The sequence below is a fragment of the Evansella sp. AB-rgal1 genome, from assembly GCF_041820985.1.
In the GTDB taxonomy this organism is placed as follows: Bacteria; Bacillota; Bacilli; order Bacillales; family Salisediminibacteriaceae; genus Evansella.
Window position 1 is genome coordinate 142,119 of the sequence record NZ_JBGUAU010000006.1, and the last position, 19,490, is coordinate 161,608.

The following is a 19,490-nucleotide window of genomic DNA, read 5'->3' on the forward strand; positions in this document are numbered from 1 at the left end:
TCCCCCTATATTTGACATTCGAAAAAGTTGGTTTATCACAAGATTTAAATGGGAAGAGGCAGTTTTTTATACTTTTAACATCTAAAGTATAAAAAAATAGCCCTTTTTTACACAGAAAAAAGGGCTATTACATAAGTAATAAATCTAGTGCAACCGGCTGCCGTTCTATCGTTAGATTAGGCCCTTGGCTTTGCGTCCTTATTTTTCAATAAGTTTGCCCTTTTACAAATATTTAATTCTATCGGACTAAAACTAATGTCCTACTTTATTCTATTTTAATCTATTATTTTACATAATTCAACAAGATTTCTCCTTTTTGTTAAACATATTTGTTTTTCTCTTTTGTCTCACCCTTGTACCAACCATATAAAATTAAGTAAACAGAAAAGGTATACCTTTAAAGGTATACCTTTTTCTCTCCCGTTTTTATTCACTTATGGCTTTATCCTTTTCTTTTTCCTTATATTCTTCTTTTGTGCTTTCTATAACTTCTTTTTCTTTTTCTCGTTCTATCTCTACTACTTTCGGTTTATGAACATTATTTTTATTTGTACCTTTCATTAAACTTCTACCGTAGAAATGTGCATTTTCGTCAATAACAATAGATTTCATTTCTGCAGAGCCGTTTAAAGTTCCTGATTCAAAAATATGAATCTTATTTTCAACTTTAGCATTCCCTTTCATCGTCCCTGCAATATACAGATTTCTAGCAATTATTGATTTTTCCACGTATCCTTCTTTCCCAATTGTAACATCACCAGCTGATTTAATATCACCATAGACCTTTCCATCAATTCTTATGCTGGATTCTATATTTAGAGAGCCTTCCACAGATGTTCCTTCACCAATTAATGTTGAAATTTCATTTACTTTTCTATCATTCTTTTGTTTAGAAAACATATTAGTACCAGCTTTCGCTGGTAAACACCTCCTTATATATTAGGATATGTTCCTTTCTTTTTATCCTAAGTTCTAGTAAGAACATATTGCAAAATTTCTATATGGTATCGTTCATTTATTTTCATGAAATGTCATATAAGTATATGGATTTACATAATTTCCATTACGCTTAATTTCATAATGAAGATGTACACCTGTACTGCGCCCAGTCGTTCCCATCCCACCAATAATTTCTCCTTTTTTTACTTCGTCTCCTACAGAAACAGCAATACTATTTAGATGAGCATATATCGTTTCATATGTTCCCCCATGTTGAATTGTTATCGCTCTCCCTAATGGTCCGTCCCATCCTGCAGTTAATACAATACCGTCAGCAGTAGCGTAAATTGGAGAGTTCAACGGTCCTGCAATATCAATTCCTGAATGAAAAGAAGTTGCTCCTGAAAAAGGATCGTTTCTGTTTCCAAATCTAGATGTTATTCTTCCACCCGAAGTAGGCATTAACGTTGGAATTTTCTTTAGTTCTTCTTCATACTCAAGTAAACGAGAAACTGTTTGCTCAAATTCTTCGATAATTCTTGGTAACTCTTCTCTCATCGCCATTAGCCTTGCAGAAATATCATCATTACTGTCAAAATACTCACTAAATTCAATTCCACCACTACCATCAATACCGCCTGGTATATCCAATTCTAGTTCGGACAATTGTTCTTCATATGCCTTAAACAATTCGATAGAACGTTGAACTTCATGGGCCTCCTCTTGCAGACTTCTGTATTCTTCTTGAATTCTTTCCATTTCATATTGAACTGCTTCCACTTTTAAATCTCTTTTTTCAATTTCTTCATAAAGAGCTAATTGTTGTAAGTCTTTTTGTTCAAACTTATTATTTATAGATTCAGTTATATGAAAAATCACTGCACCTACAATCAATAGGAAAGAGAATAATGCTATTTTTGTGTATTTTGTAATTTTCATTTTTTTTATAGGTGATTTAGCCCCAGAAAAGAGAATAACATTCCATGTTTTCGTATGATGTCTTTTCAATGTTATTTCCCAATGAGTAAAAATTGGGAAGTTCCCTCCTCTCGAAGTATATTAACTAGTCTTGTTTAATGATTGCTTCACAATTTGATGGGTAAAAACAGCAGTTCCTGTTACTAAAACTCCTTGAATAAACGACTCAATACTGAACCCCATTATCAAACCAGCCAACGTTATTCCAATAACCAATAAAATATAGGGAATAGTCCAGTTTGCTACTCGGGGTGTATTTTTTATAATTTTCCCTATAATTATTAGTACAGGAACAAGAATCAATGCTTCTTCTACTACATAGTGATGGAAATCCAAACTATCACTCCTCATTCTGTTCCTTTTCTATTAAATGCTGATTTACATTTATCTATACCTTAAATCTATGAAGATATCAAAAACAACTTGCCTATATTTTTATTTTTTTTATAAAATTGACCATTTAGTACTATTATGATGAAAATTCCTAAACAACTTCGTAAAGCATTTCTTGTTTTCTTCATTTCTTTACTCTTGTATATAGAAACTTTACAGGTTAATTATAAAAAATCTCATATAATAAGCTAAAAAATTCATACTCTTAGAATCTATGTTAAAATCATAAATATTATAAAAGATTTTCTAAGGAGATCGAAATGACTGAAAACCATTCAATAATACGTTTGTTAGGTGTTATTTGTTATATTACTGTAATTCTGTATTTGCTTAATCTTTTTTGGTATTCGCCGCTAATTACCATTACATATAGTATGTTAGGTGCAGTGTTATTAGTATGTTCTTTATTTTTTTTACGATCCATTAATCGATATATTGTAGTAACATTAATTCTAGTAGGTATCGTTTGTTTTTACGTAGAAGAAGTTAGTATATTAGAAGCATTCCTTGGTTTTGGAGAAAATATCAATTTACTTGCTTTATTTTTATTAGTTCCGTTAATAGGTACATTTATGTCTACAGCCGGCTATTTAACTGCATTAAAACAGAAAGTACAGGAACGAGAACGGAGCGGTGGGGAGCATCCATATCGTCTTAGCTTCTTTATGACGAGTACAATTGGATTGTTGTTAAATCTTGGGTCTATGGCTTTAGTTAAACGTATTGCTGATGAAAGCTTTACTTCCTTTCGAGAACAAAAACTTACATTAACAATAATGCGTGGCTTCGCATCATGTATGTTCTGGTCTCCTTATTTCGTGAACGTAGCACTTGTGCTCGTTTTATTTGATCTTTCCTGGCTTGATATTGGAGTATATGGTTTCATTCTGACAATTATATATTTTCTGGTTTGTTGGCTAATGTATAATAGAATTTCTTTTCCAGATGATCCTATCGTTCATAAAAATACCGATACGGAACCATCTAGATCAATAACAACCTTGAAACCCTTTTACTTATTCATTATTGTGCTGGTTAGTTTATCCTTTCTCCTTGATTATTTATTACATGTGAACATGATAACCGTTGTTTCCTCATTAGCAATTATCTTACCTATATTTTGGGCTTTAGGAACGAAAAATATAGTATTTTTTATTCAAGATGCTAATAAACAAGTTCTATCATCTTTTTTACGATTAAAAAATGAACTTGCTGTTTTTATTAGTGCAGGTTTTTTCGGAATGGCTATATCTTACACAAATGTAGGCGATTTTCTATCTACATTGCTATTTCAAGCTTCTTTCGGCTTTGTTTATATATTAACTATTCTATTAGTTATTATTGCTGTGTTGCTAGCTCTAATTGGCATACACCCAGTAATTATAGTTATCGGTATCGGAAGTGCCTTGTCACCAGAAAAATTTGGAGTAAGTGCCGAATATTTTGCTCTTCTCTTACTTGTTGCATGGTCTACTGCAACACTTCTTTCCCCCTTTTCAGGGCAAGTTCTCATGGCAGCTCAATTAATGAAAAAAGATCCAATTTTGATTGTAAAAAACAACTATCAATTTGTTTTACTTTTAATAGTGATTTTAACTACCACGATTTACAGTTTTTATTTATTCGGTTTCCTATAAATAAAAAGGAGACACTAAAAGTGTCTCCTTTTCTAAATAGATAGAAAGTATAACATTTTTGCACTTAGAAAGTTGTCTAGCTCTAGGCGCTTTTCTTATTATACTTTTAGCATGTTAAAAACTTGTTCTACATCCTTGTCGCCACGACCAGATAAATTAACAATAATGACATCGTCCTTTGTCAATTGCTTAGCTAATTTCACTGCATGAGCAACAGCGTGTGAACTTTCTAGGGCAGGAATAATACCTTCTACTTTAGAAAGAAGTTGGAAAGCTTCCAAAGCTTCCTTACCAGTAATTGTTACATATTCTGCTCGCCCAGATTGTTTTAAGTAACTATGCTCTGGTCCAATCCCAGGATAATCTAATCCAGCTGAAATAGAATAGGTTGGCTTAGGGTTCCCTTGATCGTCAAGCAAAGTTAAACATTTGAAACCATGAATGACAGCAGGCACTCCTTCGGTTAAGGTCGGTGCTTCCGCTGGCTCCACCCCAATCAATTTTACACTTTCTTCCTCAAGATAATGAGCAAATGCTCCAATTGCATTACTACCACCACCAGCACAAGCAACTACTGCCGTTGGTAGCTTCCCTTCTTTTTCTAGAATTTGTCGTTTAGACTCTTCACTTATGATAGACTGAAAATGCTTGACCATTGTTGGAAAAGGATGTGGTCCAACGGCTGATCCTAATAAATAAAATGTTGTTTGATAATTTTCAACAAGATCGTTCAATGCAGCGTCAACCGCATCCTTCAAGCGACCTTGCCCTTTATCTACAGAAACAACTTTTGCACCTAGCAATTCCATTCTAAATACATTCAATGCTTGACGTTCCGTATCCAATTTCCCCATATAAATGATACATTCCATATCAAACATTGCACATGCCGTTGCAGTAGCTACACCGTGCTGACCTGCTCCAGTTTCCGCAATCACTCGCTTTGCCCCCATACGTTTCGCTAGGAGAATTTGACCGATAACATTATTTATTTTGTGAGCTCCTGTATGATTTAAGTCTTCTCGTTTTAGATAGATTTTAACTCCACCCAAATTTCTTGTTAAATTTTGAGCTAACGTTAATGGATTTTCTCTTCCTACATATTCTTTTAAATAATACTTATACTCTTCAATAAATTCTGGATCATTTTTATAATGATCAAACTGTTCCGCTAGAAGGTTTAACACTTGTTTTAATTCATCAGGAACAAAACTACCACCAAATTCACCAAAATACCCTTTTTTCTCATCTACTTTCAAACTCATCTCTACTTCACTCCTCTAACCTCAGCTAAATTTTAAAAATTATGTTTTTTATTGTAACATTATCTAAGTATTTTTTCTATTATTTCTTACATTTTAGCCTGTTAAAAACGTTGTTGATGATTTGTACTCCTGATTACTCGCTTTCCAAGGACGAACTACAAATATTTTTAAACGTATCGCTTTTTTTAAAATATAATGAAGGGTAATTTTCATGATATAATAAAAATAGGGTGATAATAATGGATAATAAAAGTATAGAAGAAGAGATTATAAAGAAATACCAGCAGGATGAAAAAATGATGGTACTTGTATTTGCACAATGGTGTGTGAACAATGACTTAAACCCTGTATCCTTATATGAAAAAGCACATCCTAGTCAAAAAGATAATACGTTACTAACGGAAGCAATCCACTTAACAGTATCAAAAGAAGAGGCAGGTTTAATTTCTGATGACACATTACTTGGAGTTTTATCCTTATATGGAAATGACGAACTTGCATTTGTCGTTAGTAAAGAAATGGTAAAAAAAAGATAAAAAGAAATCGGGTTTAAACCCGATTTCTTTTTATCTTTGAATAAACATCTGTGTCCAATGATGGCCATTTGGATCATAACCAACACCAATATGTGTGTAATTACCATTTAAAATGTTTTGCCTATGTCCGGCACTATTCATCCATGATTCTACAACTTGCTCTGCTGTTTGTTGACCTTGAGCTATATTTTCAGCCGCAGCGTTATAGGATACACCAAAATCACGAATCATATCAAATGGAGAGCCATAGGTTGGACTAGTATGGGAAAAATAACTATTTTCACGCATATCATTAGATTTCGTTCTTGCTACTTGTCCTAATTCACCATCAAATTGTAAATCCTGCAATCCATTATTTCGTCTTTCTTGATTTGTTAACTCAATTACTCTCTGCTCCATTGCAGTAATATCATCTTGACCTGGTTCACTTTCATCTGTTTCTTCTGCTTTGCTTTGATTCATATCTGCTTGTTGTTGCTGTTCTTGTGTAGCCCCTTCGTTCTGTGGAAGTTCATTTTGATCTTGTTGATTTTCTTTATTCCAATTTTTCTTACTTTGATTAATTTGAACATTTTTGTTTTGCTGATTCACATCAATTTTGTATTCAAATTTTGCTTCTTGAATTTGCACTGCTTTAGTATGGGGAAAATTATCACTTGATAGTGTCGTACTATCACTCGATATGGTATCCTCATTATTGACCGATCCTTGATCTACATCCATTACTTGGTCGCCTTTTTCATTTAAACCAATATACCTGTCATCAATGGTTTCTTCCACATCAGTATTACAGCCAATTAAGACAAGAAAACAAAGTGTAAATAAGTGAAGATAACTTAATTTTCTAATCATAATGTTCTCACCTCCTACATATATTTTTTTCTGAATCCCTTATATTATTAATGTAAATTTTAAAGGAAATGGTTAAATATACAAAAAAAGAGTCTGGAACAAAAAGTGTTTTCAGCAAAGAGAAATCCGAACGAAATGATTCTTGGTATACTATTCGCTGCAGAAATATACTTCGCTATGGTTACCTATCGTTCGTCTTTTCAATGTTACACTTTCGTTATGTCCCAGCCCTCTTTTAATCAAAAATCTATATGTATAGATTATTTAACCTTTACTTGAAGAAGTCCTAAGCTATTTAGTATAACAAGTATGTGGCTCCCATATCTGCAAATATCGCAATCCATCGGGTTAACAACCTTGAGGAGTACTAACAATAATACAATGGATTTAATCGCCTTGAACATACTCCGCATAAAGGATTATCTTCTGTATCTCCTAGATTGTCCTAAATAACGACTTATCTAATATTATATAAATTCCGAGCAACTAATAATCCACATCAATCCCCATAACACATTTCAGTTGTGGCAACTTTATGTTATAGGAGGATGAATGATAAAAGTTAGATTTTTAATTTTTTACGTATAACTCTTTCTATTATAAAGGAAGGAATAATATTTTTAATTACAGAGACAAATCTTACACCTTTCCCTATTGGATAACGCAGTCTTGGTTTGTTCTTACTACATATAGATGTTATTAGTGAAATTACTAAAGATGGATCTTCAGATTGCTGTGCTGCTTCTTTAGCGTGTTCAAATATTTTTTTTATGAATGAATCATATTCCGATGTAACTAAGCTTCCATCTATAGTATTAAAACTTTTGGACCAAATATTTGTGTTGAATGACCCAGCTTCGACTATACTCACATATATATTAAAAGGAAGTAATTCATACCGTAACGATTCACTATAACCTTCTAACGCAAATTTAGAAGCTGCGTATGCTCCCAGTCCAGGTAAACCAATTATTCCACTAATACTTCCTATATTTATAATCTTCCCTTTCTTTTGTTCCCTCATTAGAGGAAGGAATGCATTTGTTATTGAGACGACACTAAAGAAATTCGTTTCAAATTGCATCTTCCATTTTTCAAGTGAAAGTAACTCCGAAATCCCACCTAAACATTCCCCTGCGTTATTAATTAAAATATCAATTCGACCATACTTTACTTTAATTAAAGATACTATATCTGCTATTTGTTCTTGTTTTGTAACATCAAGTTGCAAAACCTTTATATTATCTTCAATTCCCATTTCTCTTGCAAGCTCCATTAATAGGCTTTGATTATGTATATCTCGCATTGTAGCAATCACAAAAAAATTTTTATTCGCTAGTTTCAAAGTGGCTAATAGACCAAAACCACTACTACACCCTGTTATAAATACAATTTCTTGTCGCAAGTAAATACCTCTTTTCCATTCTGGCTTTTTTCTACATATAAATTTATATTTCATGAAAAAATAATAGATAAAGTAATCCAATATTAATAACTTCTTCCATAAACATATCATGAGAATCATATGTAGGAAATACGTATTAGTAGGTCTTATTATTTTTTTCATGCTAAAATAGATGAAAGTTATTTTTTTACAATAATAAAAGGAGTGAATGAATTGAGTACATATAGTACAAGACAAGAGGTTCCAGAGTATGAAAAATGGGATCTAGGGGATATTTATGATTCTTTACATGATTGGGAAAAAGATTTTAAAAAGTGTGAAGACATAGTTATCGAGTTAAAACAATATGACGGTACGATATTAGACGGAACTATACTTTACGAGTTTTTATCAAAACAAGAGAAGTTAAATTTCATTTTCAAAAAGGTATATGTATATGGCATGCTCCATGTTGATATTGATACACGAGACACTTCTTCTCAGTCCTTATTAGACAAAGCAGCACAATTAAGTGTAAAAATAAGTTCCGCAACTTCATTTTTTATGCCATTTTTATTAAGTCTAGATGAAGCAATCCTAAATAAATATATTGATTCCAACGAGAAGCTTAAGTATTTTGAGAAAGACTTATTTGAATCGTTTCGCTATAAAGCTCATGTTTTATCAAAGGAGAAAGAAGAAGTCATTTCTCAAATGGGAGAAGCTTTATCTTCACCTAGCAAAACATTCGGAATGTTAAATAATGCAGATATAAAGTTTGGTGAAGTGACAAATGAGAATGGAGAAAAAGTAGAATTAACGCGTGGTATGTATGCAAAACTTATTGAAGATGAAGATCGGACAAAAAGGAAAGAAGCATATAAAGCTTATTATAAGCCATATGTACATTTGAATAACTCAATTGCATCTACTCTTTCTGCTGCGATTAAAAATAATGTACTGTTATCAAAAATGCGTAATTATCCATCAGCTCTAGAAAAATCCTTGTTTACTGATAATGTTTCTAAAGATGTATATGATAATCTGATTCAAGCAACGAAGGATAACATTTCTTCCTATCATAAATATACCGCTTTACGAAAGGATTTATTAGGTTTGGAGGAATTACGTCAATATGACTTAAATGTTCCGTTGGTATCTGGAGTAAAACAGGAAATGCCGTATGATGAGGCTTATGATACCATGCTAAAAGCTTTGACACCTCTTGGAAATGATTATGTTGAGACATTAAAAACGTTTAAAGAAAAGCGTTTTGTTGATGTTAGAGAAACTCCTGGAAAACGATCTGGGGCGTATAATTTAGGATTGTATGGTGTACATCCTTTTGTTTTATTAAACCATCATGACGATTTGGATAGTCTATTTACTTTAGCTCATGAAATGGGTCATGCGATGCATAGTTATTATTCTAATGAGTATCAACCACAGATTTCTGCAGGATATACAATTTTTGTTGCGGAAGTTGCATCTACCGTAAACGAAGTATTACTAATTAACTATTTATTAGAAACTACCCAAGATGATAATATTCGTAAGCATCTAGTGAATCATTTTATTGATAAGTTCAAAGGAACTTTCTTTACACAAGTAATGTTTGCTGATTTTGAGAAAAGAACACACGAAATGGCTGAAAAAGGTGAACCGCTAACAGCAGAAAGTTTCAATAAGACATATGAATCGTTATTCCGTGAGTATACTGGTGATGATGTTGTTTTTGATGATGAAGTAAAATATGGTTGGTCTAGAATCCCACACTTTTATCGTCCATTTTATGTCTATAAATACGCTACTGGATTTGCATCTGCAATGTTAATAGCAAATAAATTATTAGAAGGAGATAAAGATACGTTACAAGCTTATCTTGAATTCTTAAAGAGCGGAAGTTCCGAATACCCATTAGACTTATTAAAGAAAACAGGCGTAGACTTAACAACTCCTGAACCGATCGAAAGTGCATTAACTTCATTTAATGAACTGGTGGATCAATTCTCGAAAATGTAATATAAAGAGTCAAAAGGTGTAATTCCTTTTGACTCTTTTTGGAATTGTTCTATTAGCTTTTTCTTGATAGCTCTTGGATGCTCTTAGCTAACAACAAACATCTTTCTGTTAACGACTTAATTTCTAGATATTCGTCTTCACTATGAGCATTACCACCAACTGGTCCTAATCCATCTATTGTGGGAATACCTAATGCTGAAGTAAATGCAGCATCTGATCCTCCCCCTGTAGCTACTCCATCAATTCTTTCTAATCCAATATTACTAGCTATTTTCTTTATTACATTAGCTAGTTCTATTGATTCCGCACTTTTTTCCATAGGAGGTCGTGTTAACCCGCCTTTTAATTCTAATTCTGTACCTTCTACATCTGGAGCTGTACAAATATCTTTGATATCATTTGTTAATTCCTCCGCTTGCTTTAATGTATTCACTCGTATTTCAATTTGAGCTTCTGCGTGAGGAGCGATGGTATTAAGGGTTGTTCCCCCTTTAATTAATCCAACATTCACATTAATACCTTTTTCATAATCTGATAGTTGATGTAGCTTCGTAATCTTATGAGCTAATTCTTCAATTGCACTGGCACCTTTTTCCGGTTCAATTCCAGAGTGTGCTCCGATTCCTGTAACTTTTAAAGTAAACTTACCTCCACCTCTTCTACTAGTAACAAGCTTTCCATTCGCTCTCGATGGTTCCATAATTAAAGCATATTTTTTATTTGCAGCGTATTTCTCTATAATCTTCCTTGAGCTTGGAGAACCAACTTCTTCATCACTATTAAAAATTATTTGAATATTTTTTAAACTAAAGTCCTCATAAAATCGTAATGCTGAGATAGCAAAGTAAAGTGTAACAAGACTTCCTTTCATGTCAATAACCCCAGGTCCATACGCACGATTATTGTCGTGAGTAAAAGGACGTTTCGACGCCGTGCCTTTTGAGAAAACAGTGTCTAGGTGAGCAACGATGATAATCTCAGGATTAACAGCATCTCTATGTTTAACTACCATATGATTACCGAATTCATTTTCGTGTATAGAGACTATATCAAATCCTAGTTCTATATATTTTGAGCAAAAATACGTACCAATCTTATCAATACCGACTTTATTGTAGGATCCACTATCTATGTTAACGAGATACTCAAGCATCTCTAACATTTCTTTTTGTTTTTGGTCAATATACTTTTTCATTTTCTCAACCCAATCCTTGATTCTAATATACTTATAGTTTACCAAATATAATATTCAAAGGAACAATGTACTTTTTAGTAATTTTTATTTACTTCACTACATATTGTTTTATATGGAAATTGGACAAGGAGTGATTGGCAATGAAAGATTGGATAAGTAGCTTTGAAGTAACACTATTAAGTATGGTCGCTCTCCGACTGATGTCAGGAACTTTCGAGATAACTGCAGCTTTATTGATGATGAAGTTTAATAATATTGAACGCGCACTTCAGATCAATGCAATACTGGCTATTGTAGGTCCAATTACGTTAATATTAACAATGACAATAGGGCTCGTTGGAATTGCAGACAAATTACCAGTAACTAAATTACTTATTGTTGGTTTAGGAGTTTTTCTTATTTTATTTGGGTTAAAAAAATAGTGATTTAGACTAATTCCTATTTATTCTTCTATATGCCTTCTATATATTAAAGTAGCCTTATATAATGCGTTATTGAACTTTTAATTATACAATGAATTCCTTCAATACTAAACTCCCCCTCAGCTACTTTGTTTGGTAAATTTGGGCGAGCTTTTCATGCCACAATTTATAATCCAACTTATGAAACCACCTCCCCCTCTTTATAATCATTAGGTTTTCCCTAAAAAATATATGCAAAAATAATGATAAGGCAGTATGTGATTCCTTTTTCAGACCAATAATTGTTACTAGAACATTTTATAGTTTGAGGAAGTGTTAAGTTGGAAAATAGATTAATCATCAATGAAGCTTATTGGTTGCGAGCACTCTCTTGTCTTGCAGTTGTTATCACACATGCTGTCAACACAACTCTTGCTAATTATGAAGCAACAGCAACTCAATTTGAACAATATATATTAATTTTTATACGATTTATGGCCTTTTTCGGTACTCCAACCTTTGTATTTATCTCAGAATTAATTTTAGCTCGTGCGTACCCAAATGGAGTACCAAAACATTTTTTTCAAAAGCGAATAAAATTTTTACTCATGCCTTTTATTTCAATGGCTATTATCTTTGCATTTATTACTACCGAAACACTACAAGGTGCTATATATCAAGCATTCTTAAACATTTTTTTAGCAGGATATTATGGATACTTTATTTTAATTATTTTTCAATTTTATCTATTACACGTAATATTACATAACAAATTGCAACGATGGTCACCAAAACTTATAATTAGTATTTCTTTTCTGATAAACGTATTATATTTAGGTTTTTTTCACTATACTGATCCGATACAATTACTACCTTTTGCTGAGCAAATATGGAAGAAAGGTCACTGGTTACCTTTTCTCGGTTGGATTTTTTATTTTACATTAGGTTTTTATTGTGGAAAAAATTACGAGGTTTTTAAAGCAAAATTATATAAGTTCAGAAAGGTTTTACCAATATTTCCAATAATAACCCTTTTCATCATCATACTTTCAGTTCGAACAGATTTATTGACGGTAGTTTCTTCAAAACGAATGGACATGATTCTTTACACTACAAGCATTATATTTGTTACTGTATACATTTCTTCAACATTAAATAAAGTTCCTAGAGTCATCCTATTTATTAGTAAACATTCTTTTCATATATATTTAATCCATAAAATATTTCTATATTATTTAGAGCCAATACACTTTTTACATCCATTTGTTTATTTTACAGTTGCAGTTGTTTACTCTGTTATCGGTTCTCTAATCGTTTCAAAACTATTCAGTAGGTTTAGATTATCCACGTATATCATTGGTAAGACTTTACCTGTACCTTTAAAAAACAAAAACAGAAAAAGTTGGCAGAAACCATTAGTTCCGAAGAAAAACACTCCAACGTAAAAAATGTATCATTCATAATAAAAGCGCAAGGCGCCCTCTCAGGACCGAAATGCAAATATTCTGAACTATAAAAAGCACATTTTGTTTTAATCGGACAGGTTATTTGACACGAGGAGATGACGCCTGGAGCTAGACAATTTTCTAATTCCAAAAATTTTATGCTTTCTTACCTTTAAACAAAAGCACAGAAAAAGATCGCTTGATACTTTTTCTGTGCTTCATCTACTTAATACATAATTTTGTTTGATATTTCCTAATTAAGTGATCCATTGTTATTTCTTCCGTATTGATTACATGCCAATCCGCTTGTTTTACTCCTTGATGGTTTCCAACCCCTACTGAAAACATAGATGCTCTTTTTATCGCTTTTATACCAGCTTCACTATCTTCTATTACAATACATTTATGGTGTGAAATCCCAAGATAATCAGCAGCTTTCATAAAAATTTCAGGATTAGGTTTCAATTCTTTTATTTTTCTAATATCAACAATATGATCAAATAAGTGGATGATCTCTAAGTTCTCAAGCGTAGTGCGTGCGTTCGAACTCGAAGAAGCAACTGCTATCTTTATGTTCTCTTTTTTTAAGGACATCAAAAAAGAATACATCCCAGGTAAAATATCTTCTTTTGTTAATGTAGAGATCAATTGTTGAAAATACAGATTTTTACGTATTCCTAATTGCTCTTTCTCCAACGATGAGTAATGTTTATTAGTTTGATTTACAAGTGCTTCTATTAAAACAGCTCTATTTTGTCCTTGATATTTTTGATTCATCTCTTCAGTAAAAGGAAGGCCTTCTTCATCAGCAACTTGTTTCGTAGCGTGAAAATGAAATTTTACTGTGTCTGCTAAAACTCCGTCTAAATCAAAAATAACCGCATGAAATGGTTGCTTCATATTTATCATTTATCCCCTTTCACGGTACTTCCACTTTTGCAGGGATAGTCACTCTTACCTTCACTTAATTATTTAAGTAAGTTTTTCCATCTTTCTGTTTAATTTTATCCTCTTTCATGAGTTTTCCTAACGCGCGCTTGAAAGCTGCTTTGCTTATTTTAAATATATCCCGAATTTCATCTGGATCACTTTTATCATGAAACGGCATAACACCGTTATTTCCCTCTAAATATGTGAGAATCAACGTTGCGTCATCATCTATTCCTTCTTGTTTTAATGGGCGTAAAGAAATATTGATTGTACCATCATCCTTCACCTCGATTATTCGCCCTTTTATCCATTGACCTAAACGAGGTTCTTCCTTTCTTTCTGAATGATGAATAAAACCTCGAAAACCTTCTTCCGTAATAACGAAAGAACCTACTTTTGTAGATCTATAAACACGACCACTTGTCTCATGATGTACAATTGATTTTTGGGCAATGTCTCTCTCTTGTTCAATTATTTCTTCTGTAACAGGCTTAGCTAGTAGGCGGCCTTTTTTATCCACTTCTAATGTTACAAACAATTCATCACCCTTTTGTGGCCAAACTCCTTCTAAAAGAGGAAGATCATCTTTTGAGACTAAAATCTCTTTTTGTATACCAATATCTACAAAGACTCCTAAGTGTTTTACGGACTCCACTACCTCTGCCCAATCGTAGGTATTGATTTGGATATCTGGTATGCTCATGGTAGCAATAAGTTGCCCTTTTTTATCTTGGTATAAGAATACTTCGAGCTCTTGATCTACATCTAAATCCCCGTCTGCTTCGTTATTGTGGAGTAATATCTCTTTGCTTTCCTTAAACAATACATAGCCTGACTCAATTTTTCTCAAAACTTTCATTGTATGTACTGTTCCTGCGTGTAAAGTCATAATTAGCCTACTTTCAATATCATAATTTATTATATAAGGTTTTCCTTATTATACCTTAACCAAACACAATATTAAACTTTTCAACAGCAATACAATGGTTCTAACTAAAATATCTCCATTAGTCTTCTATGGAGCAAGTGTTCTCTTACTTAACTGTCTACCCTAAAACCACATAATCTCATTTTATTTGATATGAAGTGATTCATATCACCTCATTTCCCCCTAACAATCATTACAATTAGGTTATGTTCATGAAACATATCTGAGTTACATTTAACCATTAGGGAGGAATAAGTATGAGGATAAGAATGATATTTATTTTGTTATCTACGATTTTGTTTTTAACAGGATGTGGAGGTGGGAATGAAGGTAGTACAAATAGTGATAGTACTGATACTAACACTGTAACAATCGTAGCTTCCGATTGGAAATTTGATAAGGACGAATATAAAGTTCCTGCAGGGAAAGTTACGATAAAATTAAGCAATGAACAAGGTTACCACGGAATAAAGATAGATGGAACAGATGTAGATATTAGTGGTGATGGTTCCTTTACTACTACACTCGAACCAGGAGAATATAGAATATGGTGTAGTATTATGTGCGGTACAGGTCATGACGATATGATCTCGTATCTTATCGTAGAGTAAAAATGTGAGGCTGGAACACTACTAACATGTTAAGATGAGAATCCAAACGTCTTTCTACTTTACATTGTTCGGATTTTCCAGAAAAAAGAACAATTTTGTTCCAGCCCCATTTTTGTTATATAAAAGTTATTTAAATTTTACAGAGTCACCAGTATGTATTTCTCCATTTGTTAGTACTTTTCCAAACGCTCCACCACGCCAATCAGAAAACATGGCGTCTTTCAAGCCTGGTAATGCTTCATCCATTCTTTCGCAAGGTTTTGTTTCACCACAAATTTCAATTTCGCAGTCACCAATTTGCAGAATTTTCCCGCGACTATTTTTAAGATCTATCCCTTTAATCATTAAATTTGCCCTTCTTGTAGCAGGATCAAGGTCTGCATCAAGTGATCTCATTAACTCTGTCCATATTTCTTCCTGGATAATTGTTACTTGTCTTTTTCCACCTTGGTCCGCATTTGTAGCTATTCCTTTGTTTTCAACTAACGTAACTTTATTAGTTGCATCCATCGGCCCACGTTTCATACGTTTTATCCAAATTGATTTAACTTGTCCATCCATGAATAATTCCTTCTTTCAATTTTTACTCCTATTAAAAGACAAATGGAAAATCATCTTTATTATCAAATAGGATTCTTATTAATATATCCTCTATTTCTTCTGTTATCTATACTATATTAGCATGGGGAATACATGAAAATAAAGCACATAACTATAAAAGAAAATCACTGAATAAAAAAACATGTACCAAAACTAGTACATGTTTTCATATAATAATTATTTGTTCACAACCTTGTATTCCTTATGATTTAAAACTGTTCTTGCAAGGGTTCCATCCTTTTGCTGCATATTTAATTCTACTGCAACAGAATTATTATATACAGCAATTACTTTTGCTTGCTCTCCTTTTAAATCCCCTTTTGTTACTTGAATAACATCATCTACATTTACTACAACTGCTTCATTTTCTGACATTCTCTTCACTCCTCTTAATTAATATTTACTTATGTAAAAAAATCATTCACCTAAATAGGATTGATAAATTTTTGCATAAAAACATTCAAGTTTCTATCTTGGTACATACAATAATAGTGGTTAATGGAAGGGAGTGATTTCTAGTGAATAATTACGACTCCTTTGGGTTGCTACATTCACAACATTCCACCATCCTTGGTTTTTTATTTCGACCAATACAACCTTCAACAAATGTAAGTAATAAAGTTGGATTGTGGGGTCAATTAAGTTAAAATGACCCCTATTTCTTTTTGTACTTTTTAGAATTAATACGGGATTAAATACTGCCGAATAGCTACTTAGAAATACTCTAATAATTAAAATAACATACTTGCTGATCATTTTGGTTAGATTATTGAAACTTATTTTTTCTACTTTCAATTTATTGATACATATCCCTAGATCGCCTATTTTTGGCAATATGACATCGGTCACAAATAGCAAACGCGAAGTGTATAGCCAATTTTTTCCCGCAGTGTCTGCATTTCTTTGTCATTTTCTTTACTTCTGTTTGTAAAAACTCGTGCACTCCATCACTGATCTCTTCTCTTATTCGTTCCCAATATATTGCCTCTGTTCTTCTATCTAACCTGTATAGAAACAATAGATGAAGTCCAATGGATCGATATGACAGCTCAAGATCTTCTAAGTTCTTCGACTGAATAAAAGGTTCAGGAAATTCCACTCTTCGAACAATTGCATACATCGTCGACTCCCATTGTTCAATAAGTTTTGGCTCTTTTTTTGAAAAAGGTAAATGTAGAAATCCATATAAGTCCATCATAGAAAATCGAACTTCTATTTCTGTGCCTTTAATTACATCATATAATTCTCGTTCTTCAGCAAGGGAAGCTTTTTTCGTGCCTTTTGGACTTTCAAATTTATCCCACAACTCAAAGAACGTTCCTAAATCGCGATAATATTTCTGAAATCGTTCAAATATGGCATTTGTAGGAGCAATAGCAAAAATATAAATCTGTCGGTCTTCTTGTTGAAGTAGATCTCTCATTAATTTAATATCGGACGTAAAAGCAACTTTACCTATATTATATATTCCTTGTCTACCTGCTCTTCCAGCAATTTGTTTCACTTCTTGCGATGTTAACCTTCTTCTTCTATTACCATCAAATTTTTGATTTTCTAGAAATACGATCCTTTGTATTGGTAAATTTAGCCCCATTCCAATTGCATCAGTTGATACAATAACATTCGTTTCCCCTGAAGTAAAGCGCTGAATTTGTTTTTTTCTTGTCTCAGGTGGCATACTTCCATAAATCATACTAACACGGTGACCATTATTTTCTAAAGAAGATGCAGTTTCCAATACCTTTTTTCTCGAAAAGCAGACAAGGGCATCCCCTTTTTTCGTTTGCTTTATATTAAATTCTTTTCTTTCCACTTTTAACGGTATATCTCTGGAGTATTCATGAATAATTACTTCTGAATCACCTAGAAGTTGAAGAATCATTTCCTTGACGTTCTTACTACCAATGATATGAACCTCATTTGCTTTTGCTTTTGTAATTGCTTTATACCATGAGTATCCTCTATCTTTATCAGAAATCATTTGCGCTTCATCAATAACAATAACATCATAGAATTCTTTTTCATAAAACATTTCAACAGTACACGAAATATGATGGGCACCTTCCGCTTCTTTTTCTTCTTCACCTGTTTTTAAAGAACATGGTATGTTTTCTTCATTTAGTTTATCATAAACCTCTAATGCTAGAAGCCGAAGAGGTGCTAAATACATGCCACTTTTGGCATTCATCATCGATTGAAGTGCATTATGGGTTTTTCCTGTATTTGTTTCTCCAATATGTAAAACATATTTAATATTTCTACCTAACGGCAAGCTATATTCCCGTCCAAAAATATCCTCTAGCATCCTTATTTCCGCTTCTTTCTTACGGATTACCTGTAATTCATGTTCTACCTCGATCTTTTGTCTATCGTTGATGTCTTCATTATACTGTTGTTTATGGACAATTGTATCAAATCGTAATTCAGAAAGTTTAAGTAAATGAACGATATACTCATCAAATAAATTACTCTTTAAATTCCTTTCAGTTTCATATAACAGCTCTTGAGCATACTCATGAAACAGTGGAAAAGTAATAGCTTCTTGAAAGACAGACATATATTCTTTTATTATATTATCTGGTAGTTGTTGAAATAATATTTCACTAATCTCTTCTTCTAGATACGATATCAATATCTGATTATATACATCTTCATATGTTTCATATTCCCAATACATTGTTTTATAAACGTTCCCTGTTAGTTCATATGAGAAATCAGAAAATAGTTTATAATCATCACTATGAAAACGTCCAATTTGCTTTAATTTATCTCCGTACTTTTCCGAGTACTCTATGTCATACTTTTCATTTTGAATATCTCTTGATAACTGATCTGCTATTCTTTTTCTCACATTTACATAGTAGTCTAAATAGTTGTTATCTAGTTGTTGTTCTACAAATTGAAATATTTTTTCATACACTATCCGTTTCTCGTTTTCTCTTTTTTCTTCCCCTTCCTTTTTCAAATAACTGACTCTAGCTTTCTCATATAGTTCCTGCCACTTTTTCTCATCCTGTAAAAATCTCTCGTCGAGCCAATCCTTTACAGAAAACGGGTTATAAAATCTCATTTCATTTCTAAATAACGTATTTAATTCTTTTCTTGATATATGTTCGATGTCTAAACCAAGATCCGTTAAATAAACTTTCTTTTCTTTTTTGGAAATATCATTTGTCGCTTTATTGATCCAAATATTAGTCCAAATTTGATCTATATATTCTTTTCTGTCCATAAGATAATTTGAATAAGAAGGCAATGTTTCTTTATTACCTAAATAATTTACTACATCATCCATTACCTTTTGCTTTGTTTGCTCTAATGCTTTTGGGTATATTTCAGCTAGCTTACTCATATATACTCCTTTCAAAGAATCA

19 protein-coding genes and 1 riboswitch are annotated in these 19,490 nt (G+C 32.5%); of the genes, 7 read left to right on the forward strand and 12 right to left on the reverse strand.

The genetic code is table 11. The features are described from left to right. Positions 1 to 145: 145 nt before the first annotated feature. Positions 146 to 229: riboswitch (cyclic di-GMP riboswitch) on the reverse strand. A gap of 197 nt (positions 230 to 426) precedes the next feature. The 3 genes from ACERII_RS06840 to ACERII_RS06850 all read right to left on the reverse strand — a co-directional run bounded on the left by ACERII_RS06840 (position 427) and on the right by ACERII_RS06850 (position 2,253). Continuing rightward, positions 427 to 900 carry a bactofilin family protein gene (locus ACERII_RS06840; RefSeq protein ID WP_373641052.1) on the reverse strand — a complete coding sequence of 158 codons (474 nt, stop codon included), beginning with the start codon at positions 898 to 900 and terminating at the stop codon, positions 427 to 429. A gap of 111 nt (positions 901 to 1,011) precedes the next feature. Further along, positions 1,012 to 1,947, reverse strand: coding sequence for a M23 family metallopeptidase (locus ACERII_RS06845; RefSeq protein WP_373641053.1), 936 nt, complete (start codon positions 1,945 to 1,947; stop codon positions 1,012 to 1,014). 51 nt (positions 1,948 to 1,998) lie between these two features. Next, a complete protein-coding gene (locus ACERII_RS06850; RefSeq protein ID WP_373641054.1) occupies positions 1,999 to 2,253 on the reverse strand; it encodes a phage holin family protein in 255 nt (84 codons plus the stop codon). 317 nt (positions 2,254 to 2,570) lie between these two features. On the opposite strand from ACERII_RS06850, the gene ACERII_RS06855 reads away from it, so the two are divergent. Then, a complete protein-coding gene (locus ACERII_RS06855) occupies positions 2,571 to 3,947 on the forward strand; it encodes a hypothetical protein (protein WP_373641055.1) in 1,377 nt (458 codons plus the stop codon). Positions 3,948 to 4,045: 98 nt separating this feature from the next. Here ACERII_RS06855 and trpB read toward each other — a convergent pair whose 3' ends face one another. Continuing rightward, positions 4,046 to 5,212 (reverse strand): tryptophan synthase subunit beta, encoded by a 1,167-nt coding sequence (gene trpB / locus ACERII_RS06860; RefSeq protein WP_373641057.1) that lies wholly within the window; start codon positions 5,210 to 5,212, stop codon positions 4,046 to 4,048. 239 nt (positions 5,213 to 5,451) lie between these two features. Here trpB and ACERII_RS06865 point away from each other — a divergent pair, with 239 nt between their 5' ends. Continuing rightward, positions 5,452 to 5,748: a hypothetical protein gene (locus tag ACERII_RS06865; RefSeq protein WP_373641059.1), complete on the forward strand. Its 297-nt coding sequence runs from the start codon at positions 5,452 to 5,454 to the stop codon at positions 5,746 to 5,748. A 30-nt stretch (positions 5,749 to 5,778) separates the two neighbouring features. Here the strand turns inward: ACERII_RS06865 and ACERII_RS06870 are convergent, their stop codons facing one another. Next, positions 5,779 to 6,600: a CAP domain-containing protein gene (locus ACERII_RS06870; RefSeq protein ID WP_373641061.1), complete on the reverse strand. Its 822-nt coding sequence runs from the start codon at positions 6,598 to 6,600 to the stop codon at positions 5,779 to 5,781. Between the two features lie 562 nt (positions 6,601 to 7,162). Then, positions 7,163 to 8,005, reverse strand: a complete 843-nt coding sequence (locus ACERII_RS06875; protein ID WP_373641062.1) for an SDR family oxidoreductase — start codon at positions 8,003 to 8,005, stop codon at positions 7,163 to 7,165. Positions 8,006 to 8,218: 213 nt separating this feature from the next. On the opposite strand from ACERII_RS06875, the gene pepF reads away from it, so the two are divergent. Further along, the gene (gene pepF / locus ACERII_RS06880) at positions 8,219 to 10,006 is read left to right on the forward strand and encodes an oligoendopeptidase F (RefSeq protein WP_373641064.1); all 1,788 of its coding nucleotides are present in this window, start codon (positions 8,219 to 8,221) and stop codon (positions 10,004 to 10,006) included. Positions 10,007 to 10,058: 52 nt separating this feature from the next. On the opposite strand, the gene ACERII_RS06885 is transcribed toward pepF, so the two are convergent. Continuing rightward, positions 10,059 to 11,201 (reverse strand): M20 family metallopeptidase, encoded by a 1,143-nt coding sequence (locus tag ACERII_RS06885; RefSeq protein WP_373641066.1) that lies wholly within the window; start codon positions 11,199 to 11,201, stop codon positions 10,059 to 10,061. 140 nt (positions 11,202 to 11,341) lie between these two features. Here ACERII_RS06885 and ACERII_RS06890 point away from each other — a divergent pair, with 140 nt between their 5' ends. Together ACERII_RS06890 and ACERII_RS06895 are read left to right on the forward strand one after the other, a co-directional pair. Further along, entirely contained in the window at positions 11,342 to 11,623 is a 282-nt protein-coding gene (locus ACERII_RS06890; RefSeq protein ID WP_373641067.1) for a YqhV family protein, read from the forward strand. 320 nt (positions 11,624 to 11,943) lie between these two features. Next, complete coding sequence (locus tag ACERII_RS06895; protein ID WP_373641068.1) at positions 11,944 to 13,047, forward strand: acyltransferase family protein; 1,104 nt, start codon at positions 11,944 to 11,946, stop codon at positions 13,045 to 13,047. Between the two features lie 222 nt (positions 13,048 to 13,269). On the opposite strand, the gene pgmB is transcribed toward ACERII_RS06895, so the two are convergent. Continuing rightward, on the reverse strand, positions 13,270 to 13,947 hold the full coding sequence (gene pgmB, locus ACERII_RS06900) for a beta-phosphoglucomutase (RefSeq protein ID WP_373641069.1): 678 nt from the start codon (positions 13,945 to 13,947) through the stop codon (positions 13,270 to 13,272). Between the two features lie 64 nt (positions 13,948 to 14,011). Further along, a complete protein-coding gene (locus tag ACERII_RS06905) occupies positions 14,012 to 14,866 on the reverse strand; it encodes a CvfB family protein (RefSeq protein ID WP_373641071.1) in 855 nt (284 codons plus the stop codon). Between the two features lie 296 nt (positions 14,867 to 15,162). On the opposite strand from ACERII_RS06905, the gene ACERII_RS06910 reads away from it, so the two are divergent. Beyond that, entirely contained in the window at positions 15,163 to 15,516 is a 354-nt protein-coding gene (locus ACERII_RS06910) for a cupredoxin domain-containing protein (RefSeq protein ID WP_373641073.1), read from the forward strand. Positions 15,517 to 15,642: 126 nt separating this feature from the next. Here ACERII_RS06910 and ACERII_RS06915 read toward each other — a convergent pair whose 3' ends face one another. Then, on the reverse strand, positions 15,643 to 16,077 hold the full coding sequence (locus ACERII_RS06915; RefSeq protein WP_373641074.1) for an MOSC domain-containing protein: 435 nt from the start codon (positions 16,075 to 16,077) through the stop codon (positions 15,643 to 15,645). 216 nt (positions 16,078 to 16,293) lie between these two features. Next, on the reverse strand, positions 16,294 to 16,491 hold the full coding sequence (locus ACERII_RS06920; RefSeq protein WP_373641076.1) for a DUF2187 family protein: 198 nt from the start codon (positions 16,489 to 16,491) through the stop codon (positions 16,294 to 16,296). Positions 16,492 to 16,634: 143 nt separating this feature from the next. On the opposite strand from ACERII_RS06920, the gene ACERII_RS06925 reads away from it, so the two are divergent. Next, a complete protein-coding gene (locus ACERII_RS06925) occupies positions 16,635 to 16,763 on the forward strand; it encodes a hypothetical protein (RefSeq protein ID WP_373641077.1) in 129 nt (42 codons plus the stop codon). Positions 16,764 to 16,912: 149 nt separating this feature from the next. On the opposite strand, the gene ACERII_RS06930 is transcribed toward ACERII_RS06925, so the two are convergent. Continuing rightward, positions 16,913 to 19,468, reverse strand: coding sequence for a helicase-related protein (locus ACERII_RS06930; protein ID WP_373641079.1), 2,556 nt, complete (start codon positions 19,466 to 19,468; stop codon positions 16,913 to 16,915). Positions 19,469 to 19,490: the final 22 nt, after the last annotated feature.

Bases quoted from the DNA above. Each gene is read 5' to 3' on its own strand.
- ACERII_RS06840 (WP_373641052.1), bottom strand. From the start codon at position 900: ATGTTTTCTAAACAAAAGAATGATAGAAAAGTAAATGAAATTTCAACA.
- ACERII_RS06855 (WP_373641055.1), top strand. From the start codon at position 2,571: ATGACTGAAAACCATTCAATAATACGTTTGTTAGGTGTTATTTGTTAT.
- trpB (WP_373641057.1), bottom strand. From the start codon at position 5,212: ATGAGTTTGAAAGTAGATGAGAAAAAAGGGTATTTTGGTGAATTTGGT.
- ACERII_RS06865 (WP_373641059.1), top strand. From the start codon at position 5,452: ATGGATAATAAAAGTATAGAAGAAGAGATTATAAAGAAATACCAGCAG.
- ACERII_RS06870 (WP_373641061.1), bottom strand. From the start codon at position 6,600: ATGATTAGAAAATTAAGTTATCTTCACTTATTTACACTTTGTTTTCTT.
- ACERII_RS06885 (WP_373641066.1), bottom strand. From the start codon at position 11,201: ATGAAAAAGTATATTGACCAAAAACAAAAAGAAATGTTAGAGATGCTT.
- ACERII_RS06890 (WP_373641067.1), top strand. From the start codon at position 11,342: ATGAAAGATTGGATAAGTAGCTTTGAAGTAACACTATTAAGTATGGTC.
- pgmB (WP_373641069.1), bottom strand. From the start codon at position 13,947: ATGAAGCAACCATTTCATGCGGTTATTTTTGATTTAGACGGAGTTTTA.
- ACERII_RS06905 (WP_373641071.1), bottom strand. From the start codon at position 14,866: ATGACTTTACACGCAGGAACAGTACATACAATGAAAGTTTTGAGAAAA.
- ACERII_RS06910 (WP_373641073.1), top strand. From the start codon at position 15,163: ATGAGGATAAGAATGATATTTATTTTGTTATCTACGATTTTGTTTTTA.
- ACERII_RS06915 (WP_373641074.1), bottom strand. From the start codon at position 16,077: ATGGATGGACAAGTTAAATCAATTTGGATAAAACGTATGAAACGTGGG.
- ACERII_RS06920 (WP_373641076.1), bottom strand. From the start codon at position 16,491: ATGTCAGAAAATGAAGCAGTTGTAGTAAATGTAGATGATGTTATTCAA.
- ACERII_RS06930 (WP_373641079.1), bottom strand. From the start codon at position 19,468: ATGAGTAAGCTAGCTGAAATATACCCAAAAGCATTAGAGCAAACAAAG.